We start from the raw sequence: 26,997 nt of genomic DNA, 5'->3' as shown, positions 1-26,997 counted from the left end.
CGCGTTTTGTCCCCATGACCACCTGTGCCGCCGTCCTGGCCGCCGCGCTCACCGCCTGCGGTGGCGGAAGCGGCGGCGGCACCGTCGTCATTCCGCCGGTGACGTCGGACCCCACGCCCACCACGCCCGCACCGGTGGCCAAGGGCACGCGCACCACGGTGGCCCTGCTCGAAACCACCGACCTGCACTTCAACGTGCTGAGCTTCGACTACTTCAAGGTTGCCGAAGACAAGTCGTACGGCTACGAGCGCGCGTCCACGCTGATCAACGCGGCGCGCAAGGAGTTCGCCAACACGATGCTGTTCGACAGCGGCGACACCATCCAGGGCACGGCGCTGGCCGACTACGAGGCGCTGATCAACCGAATTCCGTGTACGCAGCCGCTGTCGATGTACAAGGCGATGAACGCCACGGGCTTCGATGCCGGCACGCTCGGCAACCACGAATTCAACTACGGCCTGGAGTTTCTCAATCAGGCAATCGGCGGCGGGCTCGATGTCGATGGCGTGGACGCCACCAAGAAGTGCGTCGGGCCGAGCTTTCCGCTGGTGCTGGCGAACGTGCAGAGCGTGAAGACCGGCAAGCCGCTGCTCGCGCCGTACGTCATCCTGAACAAGCAGTTCACCGCGACCGGGCCCGACGGCAAGAGCGTTACGGTGCCGCTGAAGGTTGGCGTGATCGGCTTCACCACGCCCGGCATCATGAACTGGGACAAGCGCTACCTCGAAGGCAAGCTGCGCACTGAGGGCACGGTGGAAGCGGCAACCCGGTACATCCCCGAACTGCGCGCGAAGGGCGCCGACATCGTGGTCGCGCTGCAGCACGGCGGGATCGACGGATCGGCCTACTCGCCGACGATGGAGAACTCGGCCCTGTACCTCGCGAAGGTGCCGGGCATCGACGCGCTGATGATGGGCCACCAGCACGCCGTTTTCCCCGACCGCAGCGCCAAGCCCGGCTTCACGCAGGCCGGCGTGGACAACACGGCCGGCACCGTCAACGGTGTGCCGGCGGTGATGGCTTCGTCGTGGGGCAAGTCGCTGGGCCTCATCAAGCTGGAGCTGGAGTACGACGGCAAGGCCTGGAGCGTGGACAAGAGCAAGACCGTGGTCGACGCGCGCTCCACGCAGACAGGCAAGGACAGCGCCAACAAGGCCGTGTACGTCGATGCCGACCCTGCAATCGCTCCGCTGGTCGATACGCAGCACAAGGCCGCGATCACCTACGTGAAGACGCCTATCGGCAGTACCGACTTCCGCATGAACACCTTCTTCGCGGACGTGGGCGACCCGGGTGCGATCCAGATCGTGAACCAGGCGCAGGCCGACTACGTGAAGGCCTACATCCAGGCCAACCTGTCGCAGTACGCGAGCCTGCCGGTGCTGTCGGTGAGCGCGCCCTTCAAGTCGGGCTACGAAGGCGGTCGCGACTACACCGACGTGGCCGTGGGCAACCTGGCGATCTTCAATGCGGCCGACCTGTACCTGTACCCGAACACGGTGTATGCGGTGAAGGTGACGGGCGCGGAAATCAAGAGCTGGCTCGAAGCAGCGGCCAAGCGCTTCAACAAGATCAGCCTGACGGCCACGGCCGACCAGCAGCTCATCAGCACCTTTCCGGGCTACAACTTCGACATGTTCACCACGCCCGACGTGCAGTACGAGATCGACGTGACGCAGGACGTGGGCAGCAGGATCAAGAACCTGACGTACCTGGGCGCTGCGATCGACCCGGCGAAGGAGTTCGTCATCGCGACGAACAACTACCGTGCGACGAGCGGTGCGAGCTTCATCCCCGCGCTGGACGGGCGCGCGACGATCTATGCATCGCCGGATGCGAACCGCGACGTGCTGATCGACTACATCAAGGCCAAGAAGACCATCACGCGTGCAACCAACGGTGCGGCGCGCAGCTGGCGTTTCACGCAAGTGACGACGGCGGGGAATGTGGTGTTCACGTCGGGGCAGGGCCAACTGAGCGCTGCGACGGATGCCGGATTGACGAACATCTCGCTGCTGACGGCCGATGACGGCAGCGGCAAGGGCCGCTCGGTCTACAAGCTCGATCTGAGCCAGTAAGGCAAAAGAGAAGCCGGCGTCCCGTGCGGCTCAGCGCCGCGCGGGCGCCAGCAGCACGACGAGGGCGCCGGCCCCGCCTTCAGCAGGCTTGGCCTGTACGAAGGCGATCACTTCGTTCTTCTGGATCAGCCAGCGCTGGGTCTTGGTCTTCAGCACCGGCTGCTTGCCCGGCGAACCCAGCCCCTTGCCGTGCACCACGCGCACGCAGCGCAACCCTTGCTTGTAGGCCGTGCGGATGAAGCCGCCGAGCGCCTCCCGCGCCTCGTCGCTGCGCAGCCCGTGCAGGTCGACCTGCGCCTGGATCGCCCAGTCGCCCTTGCGCAGCCGCGCCGTCACATCGGTGCCGATGCCGGGGCGGCGGAAGCTCATGGCGTCGTCCACGTCGAGCAGCGTGGTCACGTCGAACTCGTCGGAGAGCGACTCGCGCAGCACGCGCTGCTCGTCGAGCTGGTGCTGCACGGGGATGGGCGCGGGCGGCTCCGGTGCGAGCGGCACGGCGGCTTTGCGGCGCAATGGTTCGGTGGCGCCGATGGCTCGGGCGAACAGGTCTTTCTCGGCGGCGCGCTTGCGTTCGGCCGCTGCCTTGGCGGCTGCCTCGGCGGCTTCGCGCTCGCGGGTTTCGGCGAGCGCGCGCTGCACCTGCTTGAGGTCGGCGAGGTTCTTGAGCGAGGGAGCGCGCGAGCCCATCAGAGCAGCCCCCTCTCGGCCATCGAAAAACTCTGCCCGGGGCTCACGATGATGTGGTCGAGCACCCGCACGTCCACCAGCGCCAGGGCGGCTCGCAGCGTTTGCGTGAGCGACTCGTCGGCACGCGAGGGCTCGATGTTGCCGCTCGGGTGGTTGTGCGCCAGCACCACGGCCGCGGCCTGGTGGTGGATGGCACGCGTGACGACCTCACGCGGGTAGACACTGGTCTGCGTGAGCGTGCCGCGGAACATTTCTTCCAGAGCGATCATGCGGTGCTGCACGTCGAGGAACACCACCGCGAAAACTTCATAGGAGCAGGAGCCGATGTGCAGCTGCAGGTATTGCTTCACTGCGCCGGGCGAGTCGAACACCGCGCGCTCCTTGAGCCTTTCGCCCATGGCACGGCGTGCCAGTTCGAGCACGGCGATCAGCTCGGAGCGCTTGGCGCTGCCGCCCATGCCCTTGACGGCCTTGAGGTCTTCGGCGCCGGTGTGCAGCAACCCCGAGAGCCCGCCGAAGCGCTCGAGCAGTTGCTGCGCCAGCTGCAGCACGTTCTTGCCAGCAACTCCGGTGCGCAGCAGCAGGGCCAGCAGCTCGGCATCGGCCAGCGCGGACGCTCCCCGCGAGATGAGTTTTTCGCGGGGACGGGCGTCTAGGGGGAGATCCTTGAATGACATGAAACCCTGGGGTGAAACCTTGGCGGAGCCGGGTGGAAGCCCCGGTCCTTAAAATGAGGCCCAGTTTATCGGGACACCCACCTTGTCTTTGCCTACCTCCGCTGCCCCCATGTCCCAAGTCGTGACTTCCGGCTCCTTTCTGACCCTGCACTATCGGCTGGCCGGCCCGGCGGGCGACATCATCAATACTTTCGCCGACAAACCCGCGACCCTGTCGCTCGGCACCGGCGAGCTTTCTCCTGCCATGGAGCAGCGCCTGATGGGCCTGGAAGAGGGCACGCACGCCACCTTCGAGCTGCCCGCAGGCGAGGCTTTCGGCGACCGCAACCCCGACATGCAGCAGTGGGTGGCCAGGAAGCTGCTCGCGCAGATGGGCGACCCCGACGAGCAGTACGCCGTTGGCGACGTCGTGCAGTTCCCCACGCCCGACGGCACCGGCAGTTATGCCGGCGCGGTGATCGAGTCGAACGAGACCGGTGTGCGCTTCGACTTCAATCATCCGCTGGCCGGCCAGCCCGTCACCTTCGAAGTGAAGCTGATCGGGGTGCTATGAACTCCGAGATCTCAGAAGTCATCCTGGCCGAGCCGCGCGGCTTCTGCGCGGGTGTCGACCGCGCCATCGAGATCGTCGAGCGTGCCATCGCCAAGTTCGGCGCGCCGATCTACGTGCGCCACGAGATCGTGCACAACACCTACGTGGTGAACGAGCTCAAGGCCAAGGGCGCGATCTTCATCGAGGAACTGTCCGACGTGCCTCCCGGCGCCACGCTGGTGTTCAGCGCGCACGGCGTGAGCAAGGTCGTGGAGCAGGAGGCGCGCGACCGCGGCTTCGAGATCTTCGACGCCACCTGCCCGCTGGTGACCAAGGTGCACGTCGAGGTGGCCAAGCTCGCGAAAGAGGGCTACGAGTTCATCATGATCGGCCACAAGGGGCACCCCGAGGTCGAGGGCACGATGGGGCAGCTGTCGAGCGGCATCCACCTTGTAGAGGACGTGGGTGACGTGGCGAAGGTCTCGCCAGCGCAGACCTCCAGGCTGGCGGTAGTCACCCAGACCACGCTGAGCGTGGACGACGCCGCCGAGATCGCCGCCGCGGTGCGCGCGCGCTTTCCCGAGGTGCGCGAGCCCAAGCAGCAGGACATCTGCTACGCCACCCAGAACCGCCAGGACGCGGTGAAGATCATGAGCCCTCAGGTCGACCTCGTGATCGTGGTCGGCAGCCCCACCAGTTCCAACAGCAATCGGCTGCGCGAACTGGCGCAGCGGCTGGGCACCCAGAGCTACATGGTCGATTCGGCCGAAGAGCTGAAACCCGAGTGGTTCGAGGGCAAGACGCGCATCGGCCTCACGGCTGGCGCCTCGGCCCCCGAAGTGCTGGTGCGCGAGGTGATCGACCGCGTGCGCGCGTTCGGCGCGGTGTCGGTCCGCAAGATGGACGGCATCGAGGAAACCATCAAGTTTCCGCTCCCCAAGGGCCTCAAGCTCGACGACATTCCGCCTCCAGGACACATCTCTTGAACGATACGAAAACAACCGACTGGCGCTCTGAAATAGACAGCGCCGCCCGAAGGCTGAGCGAACGCGCCGGCCATTTCCTGCGCGAAACCCCGCTGTGGAAGCTGCCGGCAAGCGCCTTCGGCATCGCGGTGCCGGGCGCGGAGGTCTGGCTCAAGCTCGAGCACATGCAGGTCAGCGGCAGCTTCAAGGCGCGCGGCATGATGAACCGGCTGCTGGCCAACGACATTCCGCAAAGCGGCGTGGTCGTGGCCTCGGGTGGCAATGCGGGCATTGCCACGGCCGCCGCTGCGCGCGCGCTGGGTGTGCCTTGCCAGGTGTTCCTGCCCGGCGTGTCGCCCGAAGCCAAGCGCGCGCGCCTGCGTGCGCTGGGGGCCGAAGTGGTCGTGGTCGGCGAGCTGTACCCCGATGCGCTGGCCGCCTGCCTGACGCGCCAGAGGGAATCCGGCGCCTTGCTCACGCACGCCTATGACCAGCCCGAAGTGGTGGCCGGTGCCGGCACGCTGGGCCGCGAGATCGAACAGCAGGGCGGTCTGCCCGATTCGGTGCTCGTGAGCGTGGGCGGTGGCGGCCTGATCGGCGGCCTTGCCGGCTGGTTCGAGAAGCGCGCCCGCGTGGTGGCGCTCGAGCCCGAGAAGGCGCCCACGCTGTTCCGTGCCCGCGAAGCCGGCGAGCCGGTCGACGTGGAAGTGGGCGGCATCGCGGCCGATTCGCTCGGCGCACGCCGCATCGGTGCCATTTCCTGGGAGATCACGCAGCAGCAGGTGCACGACGCACTGCTGCTGTCCGACGAATCCATCCGTGCAGCCCAGCAGTGGCTCTGGAAAGAGCTGAAGCTGGCGGTGGAACCGGCCGCCGCGCTGCCGCTCGCTGCACTACAGACCGGCGCCTACGTGCCGCGCGAAGGCGAGAAGGTGTGCCTGATCGTCTGCGGGGCGAACGTCGATCCTGCGACGGTTGCCTGATCGGTTCTTACTTCTCGCAGTTCACCATCCAGGCCACGCCAAATTTGTCGGTGAGCATGCCGAAGCCCGTGGCCCAGAACTGCGGGCCGTAAGGCATCGTCACTTTGCCGCCTTCGGCCAGCGCGTCGAACAGCTTCTTGCCTTCGTCGACGTTGTCGGCTTGCACCGATAGAGAGAAGCCCTTGTAGCCCTCGAAGGGCCACTCGGGTGGTGCATCGGAGGCCATCAGCTTGTGGCCGCGGGCCTCGAGCGTGGCGTGCATGATCTTGTCCTTGTAGGAGGCCGGCGTCTGGGCTCCCGCCGGGCTTTCGCCGAAGGTCATGCTGAAGACGACCTTGCCGTCCAGCGCCTTGGCGTAGAACGCTAGCGCTTCGGCGGCATTGCCGTTGAATGTCAGATAGGCTTCCATCGTTTTTCCCTTCGAGGTGGGTCAGTGGGACCGCGATGCTACGCCCACCTAAAATCCCCCCATGCTTGACATCACCCTGCTCCGCAAAGACTTGGCCTCCGCTGTGGCCGGCCTCGAAAAACGCAAGAAGAACCAGCCGTACCTCGACGTGTCGGCGTTCACCGCGCTCGAGGCCGAGCGCAAGACGCTGCAAACCCGCACCGAGGAAATCCAGGCGCGCCGCAACACGCTGAACAAGCAGATCGGCCCGCTCAAGGCCAAGGGCGAGTCGGTCGATGCTCTGATGGCCGAGGTCAATGCGCTGAAGGCCGAGCAAGAGTCGCAATCGAAGCGCCTCGAAGAAATCCAGCCCGAATTGCACTCGCTGCTGCTCGCCGTGCCCAACCTGCCGCACGCCAGCGTGCCGGTCGGCGAGGACGAGACAGGCAACGTCGAAATGCGCCGCTGGAGCCCGCAAGGCGGCGCCGGCGCCAATGCCACGTCGCTGGCCTTCGCGCCGAAGGACCACGTCGACCTGGGCGCGCCGCTGGGCCTCGACTTCGAGATGGGCGCCAAGCTCGCGGGTTCGCGCTTCACCGTCATGAAGGGTCCGATCGCCCGCCTGCACCGCGCGCTCGCGCAGTTCATGCTCGACATCCAGACCGAGAAGCACGGCTACAGCGAGTGCTACGTGCCCTACATCGTCAACGCTGCCACGCTCAGCGGCACCGGCCAGCTGCCCAAGTTCGAAGGCGACCTGTTCGCCGCGAAGAAGGGCGGCCAGGACGGCGAACCCGCGCCCGACCATTCGGCGCTGTACCTCATTCCCACCAGCGAAGTGCCGCTGACCAACTTCGTGCGCGACGAGGTGGTGGCCGAGTCGCAACTGCCGATCAAGCTCACTGCCCACACGCCGTGCTTCCGCTCCGAGGCCGGCAGCGCGGGCCGCGACACGCGCGGCATGATCCGTCAGCACCAGTTCGACAAGGTCGAGATGGTGCAGATCGTGCACCCCGAGAAGAGCTACGACGCGCTCGAACAGATGACCGGCCATGCCGAAGCCGTGCTGCAGGCGCTGGAGCTGCCGTACCGCGTCGTGCTGCTGTGCACCGGGGACATGGGCTTTACCGCCGGCAAGACCTACGACCTCGAAGTCTGGCTGCCGGCGCAGGACACCTACCGCGAGATCAGCTCAGTCTCGAACTGCGAGGCCTTCCAGGCGCGCCGCCTGCAGGCGCGTTTCAAGAATGCGCAGGGCAAGAACGAGCTCGTACACACGCTCAACGGCTCCGGCCTCGCTGTGGGCCGCACGCTGGTGGCCGTGCTGGAAAACCACCAGAACGAAGACGGCTCGATCAACGTGCCTGCGGCGTTGCGTCCGTACCTCGGCGGGCTCGAAGTTCTGCGCGGTTGATCGCAGGGAGCTTCAAAAGCCCAATTTTTGTCTGCTATAATCGCAGGCTCGACAGCACCGGAGAGGTGGCAGAGTGGTCGAATGTACCTGACTCGAAATCAGGCGTACTAGCGATAGTACCGAGGGTTCGAATCCCTCCCTCTCCTCCAAGAAGTCAATAAACAAGCGCCTTTCGGGGCGCTTTTTTATTTCTTACACCATCGTTTCTACCAATCGGATGAGTAGTTGGATGAGGCACAAAACGTGCGGCGGTACGCCATGGCGGGTCGTGACGGCAACAATGCGCTGAACAATTCTTGGGATGGCTCACAAATCTGGAGTTTGCCCGTCCCGAGCCGTCTGTTGCCCCTCAGTACCAGGTGGGGGCACCGCGAACGCGCGGGTTGAAAATCCGCATGTCGGTGGTTCGATTCCGCCCCGGCCACCAAATTTTCCTTTTAGAATCAAGAAGATAGCCCAACTTTCTTAGGTTGGGCTTTTTGCTTTATGGTGCCGTGTAGGCGCCATGTAGGCAAACTGGATCATTGCGGGGCAACGCGTTTCCACGTCGAAGGCGACGGTTGCCCAACCTTCTCACTGAGACGCAGTTGGTCATTGTCAAGCTCCTCCAAAGCTCGGAGGGAGGCGCCTGGGAGAAGTGGCAGGTGCTGTGGATGGTTAGGTCGAGAATGTCTGCGGCCATGTGTTAGCGATGGCGCCCTCATGAGGCAGGCTCGTTTCACCACGACTGGGCAATCTTGCGTCTCGTTGGCCTTCTCGCGTATTAGGGAAGTGGCAATGGGGTAGGCGCGCGGTTCATCGGTATTGATGGGCAGCACGTACTACGCCGGATGTAGGAGATTCTGGTGAATATTTACATGGGCCCGTGTGCAGGAAGTCGCACTGCCATGAATGCTTGCCAAAATTTCACTGCACAATCGGCAACAAACGTTACCTCGATGACTATTCTTCTTTCAAGGAGTGCTTGCTGGACTGCGTCCCGCTGTTCGATCGCCCGATCAAATTGACGATAGAGCGGCTTAGTGAGCGAGTCTTTCGCGCAAGGCTAGGCAATGGTATCTATCGGCGACTTTGTTGAGATTCGAACCGAGCCCTACGAGACATGGGGCCTGGGCAAGTTGATGGATCTTTCTGGTGGCGAAGCCACCGTGAGGTACTTCGATTCACCGGGGGGGCAGGGCCACGAAACTATCAAGTGCCCGGCCACCCAAGTCAGAGTCATGCTTCTTCCGGCGCAGACACGAGTTTATCGACGGCACGCCGCCGGCGGACGCTGGCAGGCCGGGCGGGCGCTGCATGCTGAAGGCCACAGCGTGCTCGTGCAGTTTCCGAACGGGGACGCCCTCGATTGCAGGGTTGAAGAGTTGGAGACGCGCTGGAGTCGGCCGCTGCGCGACCCGATGCCGTTCCTTGTAGCGCAGGCGACCGAGACACCATTTATCAGTGAAAGCCGCGCCGGGTTTGTGCGCGCTGTATCCGCTCAGCACGCTAGTTCCAATGGCATGACGGCTCTGTTTGGCGCATCCGTCGAGTTGGTGGACTATCAGTTCGACGTCGTCAGGCGCGTGCTCACCGATCCGGTCCAGCGTTTTCTCCTGGCCGACGAGGTTGGACTGGGGAAGACCATCGAAGCCGGTGTCATCATCCGCCAATGCGTGCTTGATGACCCACATGCCATCGTCGTGGTTGTCACACCCGCGGCCCTGGTCTCGCAGTGGCGCCAGGAACTCGTGCGCCGATTCGCCATGAAGTCGCTGCTGGATGACTTTGTGTTCGTCGTGGCGCACGACGACACCGGCCGACTGGTCAGTCTGCTGTCACAAGCCGAAATGCTGGTCGTGGACGAGGCGCATCATCTGTCACGCGAGGTTGAGGGGCAGTCCAGCGACTTGTATCGCCTGCTGCAAAATCATGCGCCCCGCGTTCCCCGATTGCTCTTGCTCTCCGCGACCCCCGTGCTCAGCGACAGCGCTGGATTCTTGCGCGTGATGCACCTGCTCGATCCGGTGGTCTTCCCGCTGAATGACCTGGCCGGCTTCAGGCGGCGCCTGGAATCTCGTCAACTGATTGCCGAGTTGGTCGCCACACTGGTGCCCGACAACCTCTACTCGCTCCCTGAGGAGTTGGACCGGTTGGCCGCTGCGTTCGGCGACGACACGCTCCTCATGACGCGCATCGCAGAACTACGCGAGGTACTCGATACCTTTCCGGAGGAGGACGACGAGGGCTTTCTCGCATCGCTCGAGGCGCTGCGCACGCATCTTTCGGAGACCTACCGCCTGCATCGACGCGTCCTGCGCAATCGTCGGGCGGCCGTCCCATGGGCCACCATGCACCGCAAGGGACTCGAGCGAGTGAACTTCGATGGCCACCGCACAGCCGCGTTGTGCGATGCGATCGAGCAATTGCGCCTGAGGGTCTTTGGGGACGCGGACGTGCCGCACGCTGCGCGCAGGGCCATGCTGGGATGGGCTGTGCAACCACTCGCGCATGTGCGCGTTGCGGACCTGATGCAGGGCCTGGGCATTGCCGACGGCGGATCGCTGCGCCTGGCCAGTCAGATCGACGATGCGGCTGCGGCCGTTCGCGAGGACTCGGCGCGCATCGACGCCCTGACGTCCGTGCTGAGAGGCCTCCTGGAAAGGCCTTCCGCCCAGGTAGTCGTGTTTTGCGATGCCGAGGCCGACGCGGACCACGTCTTCGAAGCCCTTCAGCCCGTCTTCGATGCCCGGATCGTGCGCCATACCGTGGCGATTGATCCCCTCGATGAGGACGACGATGAAGCAGATGACCTGCCACCCGCTTGGCAAGCCTTTATGTCGGACCCTGCTGCGTGCCGCATCCTGGTCTGTGACGCTCGAGCGGAAGAAGGGGTCAACCTGCACGGTGGTGAAAAGGTCGCTGTGCATTTCGACTTGCCCCTGTCAGCCAACCGAATCGAACAACGCCTGGGCCGCCTGGACCGCTTCGGCAATGGCAAGGAAGTCCGCTCCGTGGTTCTGGTCGATCAGGGCAATCCCAATGAAGTGGGTTGGTTCGAACTGCTGAGCAGTGGCTGGGGCGTTTTTGAGCGCTCCGTGGCCAGCCTGCAATACCTCATTGAAGAAAAGACTCACGCCTTGATCGACGAGTGGGCAGCGCATGGGGCTTCGGCCTTTGCGTCCTCCTGCGAGGAAATCGCAGGGCCTACCGGTCTCGTGGCAAAAGAACTGCGACGCATCAACCAGCAGGATGCCCTGGATGCGCTGTCGGGTGCTGATCCCGATGCCATGAACCCCATGGATGAATGCGACGGTGACTGGCGAACCTGGCGCGCAGCCTTTCGCGCACTGGCACTCGATGCTTTGCGCTTCGTCTGGCGCACGGAAATCACTCGCAACAATGGTGATGAGATCTTCCGCATCGGCTATGCGTACAAGGGGCAACAGAACACGCTGTTGCCTGTCGGCCGTTTCCTCAACACTTTCCTTGAGGCCGTGGACGTTGAGGCGCCTGCAAGCACCGCACAATTCCCTTTGACCTACCGTTATGTCTTCCAGCGCAGCAGCGCCAAGTCGGCGGACTGTCTGGCTAAGGAGACGCGCCTGCTGCGAGTTGGCGACCCGATGGTTTCGGCCCTGGAAAACTTCTGCCACTTGGACGACCGCGGTCGCGCCTTTGGTCTGTGGCGTGTGCGTTCGCAACACGCGGTCAACGACCCCAGTGGGGCGGATTTGTATTTCCGCTTCGACTTTGTCGTTGAACCGGAGACCCCGTCGACCACTGAAGGCCCGGCCACGCGCCAGATCCGAGCCCAAGCGCTGGCTCGACAGGCCGGCGCGAGCCTTCCCCCGCTTTACTTCACCGTGTGGACGTCCGGAGCCGGAGAAATCCTGGAAAGTCCGCCGGCAGTGGTCCTGGAAGACTACAAGGCGGGCCAGGGCCGGCCAGCCACCGGGCCGGATTTCAATCTGAACCCGGAGCGCTGGCGAGCACTGCAACATACGGGCAGGCTGACCTGGCTCCAGGAGTGGGACCTGTTGTGCAAGCATGCGCGAACGAAGGCCGAGCGCTCGGTGCGCCAGTCGGATCGGATGCGTGAGCATGTGGAGCGAGCCGTGAACTCCACGCAACGGCAACTCCTCCTGCGCACCACCCAGGGCCAGGCTCGCATCGCGCGCCTGGAGGGGGAGCAAGCCATCCATGAGAAACAAGACCTTGCCGACGATGAAGGCTTCTATCGCTCACTGGAAAAGGTCCTGCGGCAACCTCTGTTGCGTCTGGACAGCGTGGGTGCCGTCTTTGTGTCGCAGGACTCTCCCTTCCAACGATGATTGGTGCTAAACGAGAGGCCGAGGTGATGGATCAAGCACTGCGCCCGGATTGCCACTGGATGGATGTTCCGGCCGATGAAGCCACTGACTTGCAGCTGCGCCTCAAAGCCGTTTGGGAAGCGATGCGGACCAGGCCCAAGGGGGTGAGCCATGTCGACCTCTTTGCTCTCGTGCGTCATTGGGGATTGTGGCGATCCGCCTTGGGCGATCACCGATGGTGGCCTGTGCCCTCCGTCGCACCCTGGCCGGATGCTGAGGCCTGGCGCGCAGCGGGGTTCGATGCCTACGAGTCTGCCGGCGACCTGGAAGTGCGAGCGCAATCAGTGCAACTGCCCTGGTTGGGTGCTCAGGCAGACCTGCTTTCGGATGCCTTCCAGGCATTGCCGTCACGAAGGGATCTGACGGTCAGGGCCGACCCAGTTGTGCAGAGGCGCCTCGGTGTGGCCACCTACACCGGAATGGGACAGCGCGAAGCGCTTCGAGCGCTGATCCATTTGCCGGCCGATGTCACCCTCATCGCCAATTTGCCCACGGGTAGCGGCAAGTCCTTGCTGGCGCAGATGCCGGCGCTCTTGGAGGGCAACGGTCACGTCTCGCTGGTCATCGTGCCGACTGTCGCGCTGGCCATCGATCAAGCCAGGCGCATGACGGAACTGCTGCAAGCGTTGGACCCCAGTTGGCAGCCGACGCCCTTGGCCTATCACGGCGGTCTGAAGCGGGAAGAGAGGGCGCAAGTCCATCGTGCGATCCGCGACGGATCGCAAAAGGCACTCTTCACCTCTCCGGAAAGCGCAACCGGCGTGCTGCGTGATTCGCTGGAATTTGCAGCCAAGGCTGGACGCCTCACTCACGTGATCGTGGACGAAGCCCACCTCGTCACCACATGGGGACAAGGCTTTAGACCTGAGTTCCAACTGCTGCCGGCCCTGGTGCGCCATCTGCGCGACCTGAGTCGCGCGGCTGCTCGAAGCATCCGACTGGTCCTGGCCTCTGGAACACTGTCGCCCTCCGCAGTCAGTGCCTTGCAGAAGCTTTTTGGACCGGCCGTGACCACGCAGGTGGTCTCGGCTGTGCATTTGCGGCCAGAACCGCGCTATGCGATCTATCACTGCGCACACGAGACCGAACGAAGGCAACTCGTCGTCGAGGTTCTGAAGAAGGCCCCGCGGCCATTCATCCTGTATGTGACGCGCCCCGAAATTGCCGGCGAGTTCGAGGTCCTCTTGCGCAAGAGTGGATTCGATCGCATCCAGCGCTTCACCGGCGACACAGGTCCATCCGAGCGCGAATACCTGCTCAAGGAATGGGCGTGCAACCGCCTGGATGGGATGGTAGCCACTTCAGCCTTCGGATTGGGTGTAGACAAGGCTGAAGTCCGCACGATCGTGCATGCCACCCTGCCGGAATCATTGGATCGCTTCTACCAAGAGGTCGGCCGCAGCGGTCGCGACGGTCGCGCCTCCGTAAGCCTGTTGCTCTACACGAACGCCGACATTGATGCGGCCAAGGAGATGGCCGGGAGTTCCCTGATCGGCAACGATCTGGCGTTCGAACGTTGGGAGAGCATGATTGGTCACCCGGTCAGCCAAGATCTGGAAAGGAGTGTGGTGTGGGTTGACCTGCGTCGCAAGCGCGCAGACATCTCCGTGGACTCGCCCACCAACCGTGACTGGAACCTGCGCACGCTGAACCTCATGACTTCTGCAGGATTGCTTGAGTTGGAGGGCTTGAGGTCCAAACCGCCAGGCATCGAGGAAGATCTCACGGAGGACGATGTGATCGCCGATCCCCTGTATGCAGCGGTCGGGATCCGGGACTTGCGCCATCGGGAGCGGGCCTACTTTGACTCGCGAATGGATGCGGCACGTCAGGCTTCGTTCCGGGCATCCGATCTGGGCGCTGCCACCATGGTCCGGGTGGCCAAGGGTCAGGAAGAGATTTCGAGGGCGCTGAGCAAGCTTTACACGCTCAACCAGACCAATGCGTTCGCGCCGGTTGCTTCCTGTTGCGGCGGATGTGCCGAGCATTGGCCTGTTCGATCGGAAAGCATCCATTACTCCGCACCGCAGGTCTACCGTATTGATCGCTTTGCCCCCCGGCCCGTGAGTCGACGCCCCTTCGATGTAGAGGGTGTCGGTGGTGGGCGCACGCACCTGCTCACGCATCGCCAGGCCCATGCACGTTCACCGGGCTATGTCGCGCTGATTGCCGCGCTGATCAGCCAACTCAACCCTCATACGGTGATGGCGGCGCAGGCGGGGGGCGATTGGTTCGACGTTGCCATGGAGCGTGTGCACGCGCTGAACACCGCCACTTTCGTGGACGTCCTGGACGAGCGTCGGCCGGGGTCACTCGAAGGAGGGCAAGGCGAGGTGCGCATTGTGCTGTGGCCATCCCGCCCCATCACCCTAAAGGAGAGGGATGCCCTGCTGCACTCGCCCAATGCATTGACGGTGCTGCTGATCCATGCAGATCTCCCCGACCCCAGTCGCCCCGATCGCGCATGGGCCGGGGTGATGCCCCATATCCGCGAAGAACAAGTTCTAGAGGAGTTCAACCGATGACGGTCTTGAACCTGACCAGTGACGGGCTGCCAGGCATTTTGCTGGTGCTCCACCACATGGTTTTGGCGACCTCCAAGCCGATGGCGCGCGCGGCCCTTTTGGAAGCAGTTGCCCCAACGGTAGCCCTTCAGGAATCTGATCCAGGGAGGATGGCGCGTGTCACGCTGAACCGCTGGATTGAATTGGGCCTTTTCCAGGAGAAGGGAGACGAAGTCACGGTCAGTACGCGTCCCCCGAAGAAGTTGGCCGGAAGTGCTCTGGCTGCTTTCACGCGCCGCGAGGTGTGCCGCCTGTCCATGTCGGAAGAAAACACGCCAGACCTCTGGGCCATCGGTAGCGCGAAATCTGCCGACCTGACCCGCGGATTGGCATGGTTGCTGGCGCAGAACGCCTTTGAAACCCGTCTGAGTGAACTTGAAGCGCTGGAAGCGCAGCAAGTTTCCAACGAGGAACTGCGCCTGCTCCAGAACGACACCCGCCAGAACGGTCTCCGACACTGGGCCGATTTCCTGGGCTTCAGTCGAGGCCTGGGTGGCGATATTGATCCCACCGTGGCGGTTCGCGATGCGCTGCAAGAGGTTTTGCCTGCGGGGCAAGACATGCAGGCGGTTGATTTTGTCGACCGTCTGGCAGAAGTGTTGCCAGTACTCGACCGAGGTCGTTGGCAAAAGGCTGTGCTCCAGGAGGTCAACGCCGACGCGCTGGCCCCTTTGGCACTGGGGCAGTTGTCCACCTCTCTTTCACGCGCACTGCTGGGCCTGCGCGCAGGAGGAGAACTGCTGTTGCAGAACCGGGCGGACGCCGGGGCATCCATTACTTTGACGGGTTTCATCGGGCCGCGACCTGACCTGACTTTCCAATGGATCACGCGACCGTAGTGGGACCGAATCATGAGTGAACTGATCAGTTACTGGCCCAGTGCCGACCATGTGCGGGAATGCCTTCGCACGGAAGCTGAAACCATCGACGAGGCTTTGCTGCTGGCGGTCCATGAACCCGTCTCCTTGCGCAAACGTGCGGCTCATACTGGCTTGGAGACCGAGGCCACCGAGCGGGAATTGCTGAATGAATTGATGCGTCCGTCTGATGACGGCAGCGCGGTATTGGTGGCCATCACTGGTGCTTCGGGTGTGGGCAAGTCGCACATGGTGAAGTGGTTGGGTGCGCAGTTGTTGCGACATCCACAACGCGATCGCCTGGTGATCGTGACCATTCCCAAGACCGCCAGCCTCCGTCAGGTGGTCGAGCGCATGCTGGAGCCGCTGGGTGGCGAAGCCTACGCCACGATCAAGCGAGACCTCAATCGCGCCGTCGACGCGATGGAAGAGAACCGGGCCGCGGAACTGCTCGCGGCCACGCTGGGCGAAGAGTTGGAGTCCTTTGCGCACAATCTCCAGGAGGCTGTACAGGCCAATCGCGTGGCACGGGACCAGGGCGCACGTATCAATATCGCCCGCAAGGTTCGTGCAATCGTGCGTGACGCACAGGTGCGCGACTGCTGGTTTCAAAAGGTCCTGATCCGGATCATCCGTTCGAGCCTGGAGGGCACCGGTGATCCGGCCGATCGGCGCTTCCATGCGCGAGACCTTGAGCCGCCACCGGACGCACCTATCAACGAGTTTCCCCATGAAACCAACGGCGCCCTGAACCTCTTGGCCCGCAACGACGGCGCGGACCGTGAACGTGCCGCCGAGATTCTCCAGGAAGTCCTCGACCCAGCGCTGCGCAGCGTGTTCGGGTTCACCGAGACCTTCCGCCAAAAAACGATCCAGGAAGTCGTCGACGACATTCGCCGACACCTGCTGAAGCAGGAGCGTGAACTCGTATTGCTGATCGAGGATCTGGCTGCCCTGGCAGGGATTCAGCAACCCCTGCTCGACATCATCATTGCGGAAACGGATGAAAAAGGGGAGCGAGTTCGGGCACCGATTCGCACCGCGTTGGCAGTGACCGACGGCTTTCTGCCGGGGCGCCAAACCCTTTTGACGCGGGCCAAGGCGGAGTGGGTACTGCCCAGCGAGGGCCTGTCGGACGAGTTCGTGGTGTCGAGGTTGGTGGAACTGACCGGGCGCTACCTCAACGCGGCACGCTGGGGTTTGAAGGAACTCAGGAAGCGCTACGCCCAGGTGGCCCCGGATGAACGCGACTTGTACCACTGGGTGCCTGGCTTTGATGAAACCCTGGACGCCACAGCGGCCGATCATCTCGCGCACTTCGGCAAAAGCCATGCGGGACACGCGCTCTATCCGTTCACGCGGACTGCCATTGAGTCTCTGGGTGGGCATGCCCTCAAGCGTGCCGGGCAATGGGTGTTCAATCCAAGGGCCTTTATCAATGAGGTACTGCAAAGGACTTTGAGCCAGCGAAGCTTGGCTGAGCAGGGCCGGTTTCCGGCCGCCCTGCCGAATGAACAGCGTGTGTTCGCGGACGTTGGAATGGACTTGGGCTACATGGGCCTCGCCCCGGCGGCGAAGTCCCAGGTTGAAGCCTTGCTATTTCACTGGGCCGGCAATCCGCGCTCACTGGCCGTTGCACCTCCTGTAGCCAAAGGTGTGTTCGACGCATTTGGTGCCCCATGGCCGTTTGGCGCCGCCGCCCAACCGCGCCCAGCGCCGCTGCGACCAGAGCCGCGGCCAGATCCGCAAACGCAACCACGCCCCATACCGCAACCCGAACCCCGGCCTGTGACAACTGTGGCGCCGCCGGCCGCATTGTCCGAGTTCGCGCAGGCGCTAGAAAGTTGGGGGCCTACCACCAGCCTCGTGGGGCGTGTGGCCAATCGCGTGCGCAAGTTGTTGGCTGAGGCACTGAATCAACGGATCAATTTCGACCTGATGAACCTACATGGCGGCTCCGTTGAACCCACCTGGTTCTGGCTGCCCCCAAGCAAGACCACCAGCAACCCAAGTCTCGGCATCATCATCAAAGTTGCCCCGGAAGCAGAAGCTATTCCTTCGCTGGTCGTCACTGGTCTTCGTGCGCTCGATCGTTGGGAGGCCCATGCGAAGAATTGGCGCTACGACGGCGCCGAAGATGACTGTGCAACCGCAAATGCCCTGCTTGATCTCTACGAGACCGACCTCCTGGCGCAGATGTCCCAGCGTGCGGAGCAAGAGGTCGGCGTGCTTGCCACGGTTTTGCACCGACAGGCCTTGCTACTGGGCTTGAGCCGCAAGGCTGAGCCGGAGGGCCCTCGCATCGATGAGTTGATGGCCCCAGCGCCGGAGCAACGTCCAGCACCCATCGACGTCAATCCAGCTGTCCGCGGTGTTCTGGACGCGCGAATGGAGGCCGTTGCGGCTCGCCCCGCCCTGCAAGAGCAACTGCGCTATCGCTTGGCCTGCTATCAAGGGAGTGCCGGCAGGCAAGCGCTGGCCATTGACCCCTTGCGCCTCAAGAATGCGTGGAAGGCGGCGAAGCCAACGAGGATGGCCTTGACCCTCAACAGCAAGGAATCGCTCACGCCAGTTGCGATCAGTGGCATGGAACGCATGGAGGACGGATCTGCAACGCAATTGATTTCGCGCTTGAAGTCGGCCCAGGAGGCCTGCAGACCGCGTGTTGCGGCGGCTTTTGAACCCGATCACGCGCGCGTGGCATGGCGCACGCAGTTGCTTCAGACCCTCGAAATGGCCCGGACGCTCTCTCTTTGGCCAACGGAATGCGATGAGAAGCGTGTGCGCAAGGCCATTGAAGACCTGTCCGCAGAGAGTCTGGAGACTGTATTCAATCGCGCGCGAGCTTTCACGGCCCCCGGCGAGGACAAGTCCATCGAAGTGCAGTTGGAGGGTTGGAGCGCGCTGCAACTGCCCAAACTCTTGGAGGTCACTGCCGAGGTCGACCTTCTGGTTCACTTCTTTGATGCCTTGGAGCGTCGCAAGCAGGTAGATACTTCGGGCGACGAAGCGTTGAAGCAACGCACCGCACTCATCAGCAGCCTGAACATCGAGGAGGCGTAAGTGGGCAGCCTAATTTCTCGCAGCATCGCCGCGCAGGCTCAACTCGAGCGAACCAATCAGGCCAATCAGGTCCGCAATCAAGTCTCCGCGATTCAGGCTCGACAAACCGAATGGTCAAACGCCAAGAGGCCGCTGATAGCGGCCAAGACCAAACTCAAGTGGTTCACGCTCGATGCGGAGGCTGTCAAGGCGACGTCTGACGCGATTGACGCCGTCAAGCATCTGAGTTCTAAGGCCAAAGAGGTCTTGGTCAATGGTGTTGACATCGACGACGTGTCCAAAGACGGCCTGTGGTTGCGAATGGTCAAACAGGCCAGTTCTTCGACCGACGTCCTGCGTGAGGAGATGCGCAAGGCTTGGCGCGCAAGCATCGAAGCCACGGCCGAATTGCCAGAACCCGAGAGTATTCGCATCCTCATGATGGCGTCACCTGCAAACCAGGCTGCCTTGCGGGCTTACAACGAGCGCTTCCAGCGCTACCGTACGCTTCGAAAAAGCTCGGAACCGAGTTCTCAAGACGATCTCAAGGACTTGCGGGATTACGAAAAGGAACTCAAACGGCGCTACAGTGAATTTGTACTGGACCTGCCCCCAGCAGTCCGGCGTTTCCAGCAGGAGTTGCCGATCGGTGCACCGCTGGAGTTGCTTACCCCCGAAGTCTTGGCGTGGCTCAAAGAGAATGACGACCCCGCCCGCTTCGTCGTGCGTACAAAGGCCACCTGAGCATGAGTCTGTCGCCAGATCTCACCTTGGCAGAAAAGGCGCTGGACGCACTAGAGCAGGCCGAGGCACGCAGCCTGGTCTGGGGTCTGGTCGACAGTGCGCTGAGCGATGACGAACTCGCAGACCTGCTGCGAGGCGTTCGCAACAACGAGGCTTTGGGTGACCTGTGGGCGCATCCGGACTGTTCTCTGGGGACCATCAGTGATCTGAGACGGTTGCTAAAAGAACTTCAGATGCTGTTCGAGTTGCCGGGGACGGGTGAGGAACCTCCGCGTTGGCGCACACGCATGGCGGAGGGCGTGCGCCTGATGGCCCGACTGCGCCAGATGTTCCCCAAGCACGCTGGCCCCAACGGCTGGAATGCCGCAGCCACCCTGATCGCGGACTACCGCTTCCTCTGGCGCCCACGTCACTATCCCAAGCGCAATCAGACCGGCGAACAGGCTATGGCGGCCATCGAGACACGGCTCTCCGACGCCGCGTTGTTGGCGCCACTGCAGCATTGGCTCAAGAAGGCCTCCGCCAAGGTCCGCCTCTCGAATTTCCAGGTGACATCGACCACCCGGGTCCTGCATGGTCTGGAGACGGGCCATCAGCGTGGAACACTGGTCTCTGCAGGCACCGGCAGCGGCAAGACCCTGGCCTTCTACCTCCCAGCTCTCGGGTGGTTGGCCAGCCAACGCAAAGCAAACCCGGCGGCCACCGGCGTGCGCGTACTCGCCCTCTACCCACGCAACGAACTGCTGAAGGACCAGTTGCGCGAGGTCTACGGCCAGTGCCGGCTTTATGACGAGTGGCTGGGTCAGTTTGGAGCGAGTCCGTTGCGCGTGGGTGTGTTGTTTGGCGGCGTACCTCATTCGGCGAATTCGGCATTCGGTGGCAAGCACAGTTGGCCGGGCGACTATCAAGCGCGCGTGTGCCCCTTCTTCCGATGCCCGAATTGCACCGGAGAGATGTTGTTGCGGCGTGCCGACCTGGACCAGAAGGTGGAGCGACTTGTATGCCGCGACTGCGGCAACACCGTCGATGATCGCCAATTCGCGTTCACTCGAAACGCAATGAAGGCGCGGCCACCAGATCTGCTGTTCACCTCCGTGGAAATGCTGAATCAGAACCTCAGCGATGGCAGCGTACGGCATCTCTTTGGTCTCGGCCCGAAGGCGCGCCGGGCGCCCGATCTGGTGCTGCTGGATGAAGTGCACTTGTACGCGGGCACCTACGGAGCGCAAGTGGGCTATCTGCTGCGGCGCTGGCGGCACCTGAGTGGCCGGCGATCGAGTTTCGTGGGCCTCTCCGCCACCATTGCCGATGGTCAGGCATTTTTTGCGGCGCTCACCGGCCTGGATCCCAGCGTGGTCGAGGAGATTAGCCCCAAGCCTGAGGAGATGGAGGAGGAGGGGGCCGAGTACATGCTGGCGCTGCGTGGCGACCCCGTCTCCCAGACCGCATTGCTCTCGGCGTCGATTCAGTCGCTGATGCTGGGTTCCCGCCTTCTACAACCGCGGGACAGTTTTGATCGGCGCGCGCAGCCATTTTGCGGGTGGCGCAGTTTTGCCTTCACAGACCAACTGGATGCGGCGAACCGGCTCTACCGAGACTTCAAGGACGCGGAAGGCGCGTACCTTAACGGTGCCAGGAAGCCCACCCGAGGCAGCATCAGTCCGGTTCTGGCCGACCTTCGCAAATCCCAGGAACCACCTGCACGGCGTTACCTGGCAGGCCAGGATTGGCGCGCCGTGGAGGCCATCGGTCACGATCTCGCCAAAGGGCAAGACGTGGCCCGGACAACTTCTTACGACAGCGGCGTGAATCTGGAGGCGCAGGTGATCGTGGCAACGGCCGCGCTGGAAGTGGGCTTCGACGATCCAGACGTGGGTTTGGTGTTGCAGCACAAGGCGCCGCGTGACGTCGCGCAGTTCCTCCAACGCAAGGGCCGCGCAGGGCGCACACGCCACATGCGCCCCTGGACCATGGTGGTTCTGTCGGACTACGGCCGCGACAGGCAGACCTATCAGTCCTACGACCAACTTTTCAACCCCACCTTGCCTGCCCGGCAATTGCCTATGAGCAATCGCTACGTGCAGCGCATGCAAGCCGTCTACGCCCTGTTGGACGACCTGGGCGAACGCACGCAGAACGACCCGTCCGAACTCTCCGTCTGGCGGGCTCTCGGTGGTCCCGCGCGCAGCGAGCAGGACTATGGCTGGTCGGTAGAGCAGTTGGCGCAGTTCAGGGCCCTGGCCAAAGAAGGGCCGCCACGCACCGAGGCGGATTGGAAGTCCTTGCGCAACCGCGCGATCAAAATCACTCCCCAAAACTGGGACGGCTGGAATTGGCTGCAAAGTCGGACGCAGCGCAGCAGACTGTTGGCCGAACTGGCCCAATTGCTGCGCGACAACGACGCCGCGCAGGCGTGGTCTGTACGCCTAGGTGCCTTGTTGGGCCTGCCGCGCGAAGAAGTGGAACTCCTTCAATGGAGTCACCCGCGCCCGGTCATGCTCGGCGCCATCCCAACGGCCGTGCGTAGACTGGCGAGCAACTGGCGTTGGCACGAAATGCCTGGCCAGGACTATCAAGGCCGGAACCCACTTCCGGACTACGTTCCAGCGGCGCTCTTCAGTGATTTGAGCCTGCCAGAGCTTGGTGTTGAGGTGCCGCAGGGCCGCAAGCACAGCGGCGTGCACTACATGCCCGTTCAGCAAGGGCTGGCTGAGTTTGCGCCTGGGCGAGTGTCGTTGCGCTTCGACGATCCATTGTGGCTTGGCGTCTCAAACGACGAGTTGCAAGCGCTGGTTGCCTTGGGTCAGGAGGTCGTTCACCAAGGCGCGCAGGTGAGTGATTGGTACGAACTTGGATCGCACATGGCGGCCCCACTGCATCATGCGGATGCGCCCTCGGGGGGCTACAAGGCCTACACGCCCATCGTGGCTCGGTTGCAACTTTCTGAGGGGGGCGGGGGCGGTGCCCCGGGGGCGCGCTGGCAGGTCGGCAAGACCTCCAACGGGCGATTGACCTGGGTGTCCAACCTCCACATGCCGCGCAAGGGCCTGGTGTTGCAAGCCCCACATGCGGTGGGCATTTGCCAACTCCTGGCCACCATCTGGGCCTGCACGCATGCAGGACAGTCCGCCGCCCTGGTCCGCCGCTACGCGACAGGTTCGCGTGCGGACCTGCGCGTGGAGCAAGGCAAGTCACGCCATCCTGTGACAGTGCATTGGCACTTCATGGACGGTGAGGCGCCCTGTGCAATCGGATTCGAGATCGACACCGACGCCTTGGTCTTTGCGCTCAATTTGCCAGAGGACCTCAGTGCTGCGATCGACTGGAGCGATGGCCGCCGATTGCGCGCCGCGCGCACCGCACGGTACACCTGGGAGTGCAAGAACGGGCCGGAGTTGACCGCTGTGGTGGCCAATCCCTTCCTGCGCGACTGGCTAGGTCAGGTCTACCAGACCACCGCGCTCTGGCTCGCTCGCATCCAACGTCCACTCCGCACGGCGTTGGATGAACTGGCACAGGGCCAACACCAGGATGTCCTCGATGTGGTCCTGCGCACCGTGTTCCAGGCACTGGATGACGAAGACGAAGATTTGCCCGAGGACAAGTCGGACCGACTGCGCCAATCGCTCGAAGCGGAATTGCACAACCCTGACGTTCTCGCTGCATTGCGCACGGCCGCGCAGGTGCTGGTGGACCCGATCGGACCCGAGTGGAACGAGTGGTTGTCTCTTACTCTGCGCACAACACTTGGCGCTGCGCTCCTCGAAGGCATCCAGCAGGCCTGTCCTCAGATCGATGGAGATAGCCTCGTTGTCGACATCGAGCCTGGACCGCATCCTGACGGCTCGCCGCTCCTGCAGACCCAGATCTGGGTGTCGGAGGTGAACCCTGGCGGGAACGGGCTGATCGAGCAAGTCGTCGATCTGATGGCCACTCAACCAGAGGCCCTGTTCCGCCATGTTGAGGCTGCGCTGAACGAATCCGAATTCGAGGTCACCGAGCGGCAGTTGCGGGAGACCTTGCATGCGCTTGCCCAGGAAAGTGCGCATCAGGATCTGACAAACGCATTTACCGCCGTCCGGCACGCACAGAGTTCGAGCGAGACCCGCGATCGCTTTGCCGAACTGCGCGTGCTGCTTGTACAACGGGGACAGGCCGTCTACCACGGCTATGCTGTGGCACTCAGTTTGCGACTTCTGCGACAGGAGTACCCGCGTGAGTTGGATGTCTTGCTGGCGCGTGTCCTGTCGGCCTGGGACGACCTAGAGGGATGCCACGGTATTGAAGTAGACGTGCGACTGGTCTGCGCCCTGTTCAGCGACGATGCCAGCCTAGATCAGGCCCTGGCCGCAGCGAAATTTGAACTACCCAACGGCGACCGTCGGTCCTGGCGCTTTTCGGTCTTGCTGGGCTTGCTATGGGCGCGTGGTCACGCCTTGCGCGCGGTCGCACTTCCACTGTCCAACCGCTACTGTGACGCGACCGCCGCCAGTGAGCGACTGCTGCTAAGTCAGTGGCTGACCACGCGCCAAACGCCGATCGACCCGCGTCAGTCAGATTGGCAAACCCAATTGCACGAGCGGTTGGTGCAGGGTTCGCGCGCCACGGTGTCGGTGCCGGCCCATGAAGCCGCAGCCTACCTTCCGGCTGTGGTGCAGGAGGCCATCACCATGCCAGTGCAATATGCCTATCTGAACGTTTATGCGCGACTGGCGGCCGTGAAGCGCGTGGATGGCCACATTGAATGGACCTTTGAAATTCCGGAGTCGGCCTGATGTCAGAGCGCCAGATCTTCAAGTCGGCCACCACCGCACCGAACGCCGTGCGCGAGGCGCTCGGCATGTGCTTTGCCCAGGAACTTCTGCTACCAAGTCCACGCCTCGTGCTGGTGGCGCCGTGGATCAGCAACATAGTGGTCTTTGACAACCGGATGGGCCAATTTGACGGATTGAACCCGGCCTGGGATCGGCGTGAGATTCGCCTGGTCGACGTGCTCGTTGCCATTGCCTGCAACAACACCGTCGTGGATTTACGCGTGCGCAAGGATCCACACAACCAACTATTCAAGCCCAAACTGTTTGGTGCCCTCGGTGATGCCGGTGTGAAGGACCGCTGCCTCTGGTCAGAAAGCTCGACCCTGCACACCAAGAGCCTGCTGACCGAGCGTGTCGTGGTCGGCGGATCCATGAACTTCACCGAAAACGGCATTGCCTTGAACGATGAGATGGTCTCGATTTCATTCGACGCTCGCAAGGTAGCCATCGCTCACACCGAATTGGACAGCCATGGCCAGCACTGAAGCGCTGCAAGATGCCATTGCTCAACGGGCCGAAGTCGCCAAGGGCGTATTCCGAGCCTTCTTCAGTGCACCGAACATCGTTGAGGCGCCATCCCGCAGCGCGCCGCCGGGCGCGCCGGGTGCTATGCAAGCGCGCCAGGTCCCTCCCACGTTGCTGCCAGCCTTGCGCTACTTTGTACAAGGTCATTGGGGCCGTGGATTCCTGCTGCCCTTCCGGTCGGCACCCGAGAGCCCGGTTATCTGGTTTGCCTGCGCCGAAGACGCCCTGGCGATTCGCGCATTGCGCGCTGAACTCGAGGCCTTCCTGGGACCCAGCTACGCCGACTTCGCCGCTCATGGCGACGACGTTGATGCGGCACAGGCCTTTGCCGGGCCCCTGTTACAGGCCGCAGGCCTGCACTACCTATGCTTCAGGGCTTCCCATATCTCTCGCGAGGGCAACGTCGCCAGCCAATGGCAGATGTACTGGCGCTTGATTGAAGTCCGTCCAGAACGAGCTGTCGAGCGTCCGCGCACTCTGGCGCAACTTCGCGCCGACTACGACCGTGCATTGATCGCCCGAAACGAAAGTGATGCACTGTCCATCATGGCGGCGTTCCGTGAGCAACACGGTCTGAGCGCCGAGAACCGCGCCTTCCTCGAGATCCGCCTCGCAGCAGCGTTCGCTCGCTGGACGGACATCGCTTATCACAAGCTTCTGCCTCACCTGATCCACTTGCACCTGCCGCCGGAGACCTACGGCGACATCCAGGAAGCGCTCTACGAACTGCATCTCCGGGCCGACGAGCAGGCGAGCAACGCCCACCATCTCCTCAAATCCTATGAGCACGACGTCAGGGCGCTGATCGCGCCAATGATGGGGCAAGGTGGGGCATCACTTCGTCCGGCCGTCTTCAAGCTCCGCCTTCTCCACGAATTGCTGCAACCCCGACCGTCGGCTGCAATGTGCAAGCAGTGGCTCGAGGCCCTGGGCGATCAAGCCTTTGGCGACGCCAGCGCAGACATTCGTGACCGGGTCAATGCCTTGCAGGTTCGAAGCGGGTTCGAATCGGCACAGCAAGAAATGCTGCTCGCACGCTATGAGCAGGCCTATCCGTTGTTGGCGGAACTACCCGACAGTTCGGAAGTATTGATCGCGCTCCTGCGGTGCGCCAAAGAAATGGCGGACCCAGTTCGCGCTCGCGCCATCGTGCAACGCCTGCTGGGTTCGCCTTTCGGTGGCGAAGTCGGACAGGCCCAGGCACGACTGCTAGAGGAAGTGCAGCGTATCGCTGACCCAGAACCCGTAGTGCCCACCTGGGCCGCACGGGTTGCGCCCCTCGTTGAAACCGCCCTGACTCCGGACACCGTCCAGCGCTGGCGCGAGATCGTGCAGAAGGATGCACGCGAGGCCCTCAAAGAAAACGGTTTCGCCTCCACCATGGCGCAACAGATCGAGGAACTGGTAATTGAGCGGGCCGATGACTTTGAGACGCTCTATCCGATCTGGTTCGAATGGGTTATCGAGCGCTGCCCACCCGAATCGCGCTACCTTCCCGTCTACCTCGCGCTGATCGAAACCCTGCGGGCGCGCGACCGCTTTGGGGAGAGTGACTTGGAGTTGCTGCGCCAGGTCGCGGTGCACATCGCCAAGGCCGGGCCCAATCCTACGCAGTACCGCGGCCTCGTCGATCATTTGTTGGAGGTTCTCAAAGTGGTGCGCTCGCCGGGTGGCGCGGGTTGGGCGCTGGAAGTCGCCGATTCGCTTGCGCTTGCACCTTGTCGGGACAGCGAAGCGCGTGCACGCTGGTTCAGCGTGACACAACAAGTATGCGTGGAGTTTGCGACCCGATTGCGACCGACTCAGCGGGCGATGCTGAAGTTGATCTCCGATGAGGCTGGTCTGACTTTACCCGTCTTGCAGCAACCCAGCGCGCAACTGACGGAGAAAAAACAAACAGCATTGCACGCACGCATCCTGGTCTACAGCCTGGATGCCGCAGCGGTTCAGCGGGCCCTCCAAATACTGCGTGACATGTACCCCCAGGCCACGGTGGAGGGCAATGGAGACGAGGTATGTACCCCTCGGCTGAAATCGGCAAGTGGAAGTGCAGACTGGATCGTCTTCGTCTCAGCGGTGGCAACGCACCAAGCCTTCTTCTGCATTAAGGCGGCCTTGCGCCATGCGGCCAAGTTCCTGCAAGTCGATGGGACCGGCACGACGCGCATCGTGGAGCGTGTGGTGAGAGAAGTCAAGATCGGGTCGTAGTCGGGCAACAAACGCGACAGGATGGCGCATGGGGTGCCCGCTAGTGGCGTTCAAACATGCAGGGCGATCAAGCGTGGCCTCAGGTACGTTGGCTTGCGGTGGGGTCCCTATCGCGCAAACTCCTTCATGCCCCGCGCTGGACTGAAGCCTAGCGGTCGGCCAATAAG

The 26,997-nt window shown here is 63.0% G+C and carries 16 protein-coding genes and 1 tRNA gene; 14 read left to right on the top strand and 3 right to left on the bottom strand.

What is annotated here, in order from left to right; all coding sequences use genetic code 11:
• Window positions 1-14: 14 nt before the first annotated feature.
• Entirely contained in the window at window positions 15-2,078 is a 2,064-nt protein-coding gene (locus ACTG4X_RS27235) for a bifunctional 2',3'-cyclic-nucleotide 2'-phosphodiesterase/3'-nucleotidase (protein ID WP_093058061.1), read from the top strand.
• A 30-nt stretch (window positions 2,079-2,108) separates the two neighbouring features.
• On the opposite strand, the gene ACTG4X_RS27230 is transcribed toward ACTG4X_RS27235, so the two are convergent.
• Complete coding sequence (locus ACTG4X_RS27230; RefSeq protein ID WP_093057969.1) at window positions 2,109-2,765, bottom strand: Smr/MutS family protein; 657 nt, start codon at window positions 2,763-2,765, stop codon at window positions 2,109-2,111.
• On the bottom strand, window positions 2,765-3,442 hold the full coding sequence (gene radC, locus ACTG4X_RS27225; protein ID WP_093057968.1) for a RadC family protein: 678 nt from the start codon (window positions 3,440-3,442) through the stop codon (window positions 2,765-2,767). The genes ACTG4X_RS27230 and radC overlap by 1 nt, the downstream gene beginning before the upstream one ends.
• A gap of 109 nt (window positions 3,443-3,551) precedes the next feature.
• Between radC and ACTG4X_RS27220 the strand changes: the two genes are divergently transcribed.
• Genes ACTG4X_RS27220 through ACTG4X_RS27210 form a run of 3 tightly spaced genes read left to right on the top strand, consistent with a single transcriptional unit; the run spans window position 3,552 to window position 5,922 of the window.
• The gene (locus ACTG4X_RS27220; RefSeq protein WP_093057967.1) at window positions 3,552-3,995 is read left to right on the top strand and encodes an FKBP-type peptidyl-prolyl cis-trans isomerase; all 444 of its coding nucleotides are present in this window, start codon (window positions 3,552-3,554) and stop codon (window positions 3,993-3,995) included.
• The gene (ispH, locus tag ACTG4X_RS27215; RefSeq protein WP_440532403.1) at window positions 3,992-4,960 is read left to right on the top strand and encodes a 4-hydroxy-3-methylbut-2-enyl diphosphate reductase; all 969 of its coding nucleotides are present in this window, start codon (window positions 3,992-3,994) and stop codon (window positions 4,958-4,960) included. Before ACTG4X_RS27220 ends, ispH begins: the two co-directional genes overlap by 4 nt.
• The gene (locus tag ACTG4X_RS27210) at window positions 4,957-5,922 is read left to right on the top strand and encodes a threonine/serine dehydratase (protein WP_440532402.1); all 966 of its coding nucleotides are present in this window, start codon (window positions 4,957-4,959) and stop codon (window positions 5,920-5,922) included. The genes ispH and ACTG4X_RS27210 overlap by 4 nt, the downstream gene beginning before the upstream one ends.
• Window positions 5,923-5,929: 7 nt before the next feature.
• On the opposite strand, the gene ACTG4X_RS27205 is transcribed toward ACTG4X_RS27210, so the two are convergent.
• Window positions 5,930-6,331 carry a VOC family protein gene (locus ACTG4X_RS27205; RefSeq protein WP_097198271.1) on the bottom strand — a complete coding sequence of 134 codons (402 nt, stop codon included), beginning with the start codon at window positions 6,329-6,331 and terminating at the stop codon, window positions 5,930-5,932.
• Window positions 6,332-6,392: 61 nt separating this feature from the next.
• Here ACTG4X_RS27205 and serS point away from each other — a divergent pair, with 61 nt between their 5' ends.
• From serS to dpdD, 10 genes are all read left to right on the top strand, one after another.
• Complete coding sequence (gene serS, locus ACTG4X_RS27200) at window positions 6,393-7,724, top strand: serine--tRNA ligase (protein WP_440532401.1); 1,332 nt, start codon at window positions 6,393-6,395, stop codon at window positions 7,722-7,724.
• Window positions 7,725-7,783: 59 nt separating this feature from the next.
• Window positions 7,784-7,873 (top strand) — tRNA-Ser (locus ACTG4X_RS27195).
• Window positions 7,874-8,776: 903 nt separating this feature from the next.
• Window positions 8,777-12,037: a protein DpdE gene (gene dpdE, locus ACTG4X_RS27190; RefSeq protein WP_440532400.1), complete on the top strand. Its 3,261-nt coding sequence runs from the start codon at window positions 8,777-8,779 to the stop codon at window positions 12,035-12,037.
• 26 nt (window positions 12,038-12,063) lie between these two features.
• Window positions 12,064-14,601 carry a protein DpdF gene (gene dpdF / locus ACTG4X_RS27185; RefSeq protein WP_440532399.1) on the top strand — a complete coding sequence of 846 codons (2,538 nt, stop codon included), beginning with the start codon at window positions 12,064-12,066 and terminating at the stop codon, window positions 14,599-14,601.
• The gene (gene dpdG / locus ACTG4X_RS27180) at window positions 14,598-15,479 is read left to right on the top strand and encodes a protein DpdG (RefSeq protein ID WP_440532398.1); all 882 of its coding nucleotides are present in this window, start codon (window positions 14,598-14,600) and stop codon (window positions 15,477-15,479) included. The genes dpdF and dpdG overlap by 4 nt, the downstream gene beginning before the upstream one ends.
• 12 nt (window positions 15,480-15,491) lie before the next feature.
• Window positions 15,492-18,560: a protein DpdH gene (dpdH, locus tag ACTG4X_RS27175; protein ID WP_440532397.1), complete on the top strand. Its 3,069-nt coding sequence runs from the start codon at window positions 15,492-15,494 to the stop codon at window positions 18,558-18,560.
• Window positions 18,561-19,283 carry a hypothetical protein gene (locus tag ACTG4X_RS27170; protein WP_440532396.1) on the top strand — a complete coding sequence of 241 codons (723 nt, stop codon included), beginning with the start codon at window positions 18,561-18,563 and terminating at the stop codon, window positions 19,281-19,283.
• Between the two features lie 2 nt (window positions 19,284-19,285).
• Window positions 19,286-24,058 (top strand): protein DpdJ, encoded by a 4,773-nt coding sequence (gene dpdJ, locus ACTG4X_RS27165; protein WP_440532395.1) that lies wholly within the window; start codon window positions 19,286-19,288, stop codon window positions 24,056-24,058.
• Entirely contained in the window at window positions 24,058-24,582 is a 525-nt protein-coding gene (dpdK, locus tag ACTG4X_RS27160) for a phospholipase D-like domain-containing protein DpdK (protein WP_440532394.1), read from the top strand. Before dpdJ ends, dpdK begins: the two co-directional genes overlap by 1 nt.
• Window positions 24,569-26,830 (top strand): protein DpdD, encoded by a 2,262-nt coding sequence (dpdD, locus tag ACTG4X_RS27155; protein ID WP_440532393.1) that lies wholly within the window; start codon window positions 24,569-24,571, stop codon window positions 26,828-26,830. Before dpdK ends, dpdD begins: the two co-directional genes overlap by 14 nt.
• Window positions 26,831-26,997: the final 167 nt, after the last annotated feature.

It is taken from the genome of Variovorax sp. YR566 (assembly GCF_051992195.1).
GTDB lineage: Bacteria > Pseudomonadota > Gammaproteobacteria > Burkholderiales > Burkholderiaceae_C > Variovorax.
Note: the sequence above shows the minus strand (reverse complement) of the source record. Positions and strands in the feature narration are given on the sequence as shown.

Bases quoted from the DNA above. Each gene is read 5' to 3' on its own strand.
- radC (WP_093057968.1), bottom strand. From the start codon at position 3,442: ATGTCATTCAAGGATCTCCCCCTAGACGCCCGTCCCCGCGAAAAACTC.
- dpdK (WP_440532394.1), top strand. From the start codon at position 24,058: ATGTCAGAGCGCCAGATCTTCAAGTCGGCCACCACCGCACCGAACGCC.
- ACTG4X_RS27205 (WP_097198271.1), bottom strand. From the start codon at position 6,331: ATGGAAGCCTATCTGACATTCAACGGCAATGCCGCCGAAGCGCTAGCG.
- ACTG4X_RS27235 (WP_093058061.1), top strand. From the start codon at position 15: ATGACCACCTGTGCCGCCGTCCTGGCCGCCGCGCTCACCGCCTGCGGT.
- ispH (WP_440532403.1), top strand. From the start codon at position 3,992: ATGAACTCCGAGATCTCAGAAGTCATCCTGGCCGAGCCGCGCGGCTTC.
- dpdE (WP_440532400.1), top strand. From the start codon at position 8,777: ATGGTATCTATCGGCGACTTTGTTGAGATTCGAACCGAGCCCTACGAG.
- dpdG (WP_440532398.1), top strand. From the start codon at position 14,598: ATGACGGTCTTGAACCTGACCAGTGACGGGCTGCCAGGCATTTTGCTG.
- dpdF (WP_440532399.1), top strand. From the start codon at position 12,064: ATGGATCAAGCACTGCGCCCGGATTGCCACTGGATGGATGTTCCGGCC.
- dpdD (WP_440532393.1), top strand. From the start codon at position 24,569: ATGGCCAGCACTGAAGCGCTGCAAGATGCCATTGCTCAACGGGCCGAA.
- ACTG4X_RS27220 (WP_093057967.1), top strand. From the start codon at position 3,552: ATGTCCCAAGTCGTGACTTCCGGCTCCTTTCTGACCCTGCACTATCGG.
- ACTG4X_RS27230 (WP_093057969.1), bottom strand. From the start codon at position 2,765: ATGGGCTCGCGCGCTCCCTCGCTCAAGAACCTCGCCGACCTCAAGCAG.
- dpdH (WP_440532397.1), top strand. From the start codon at position 15,492: ATGAGTGAACTGATCAGTTACTGGCCCAGTGCCGACCATGTGCGGGAA.
- serS (WP_440532401.1), top strand. From the start codon at position 6,393: ATGCTTGACATCACCCTGCTCCGCAAAGACTTGGCCTCCGCTGTGGCC.
- dpdJ (WP_440532395.1), top strand. From the start codon at position 19,286: ATGAGTCTGTCGCCAGATCTCACCTTGGCAGAAAAGGCGCTGGACGCA.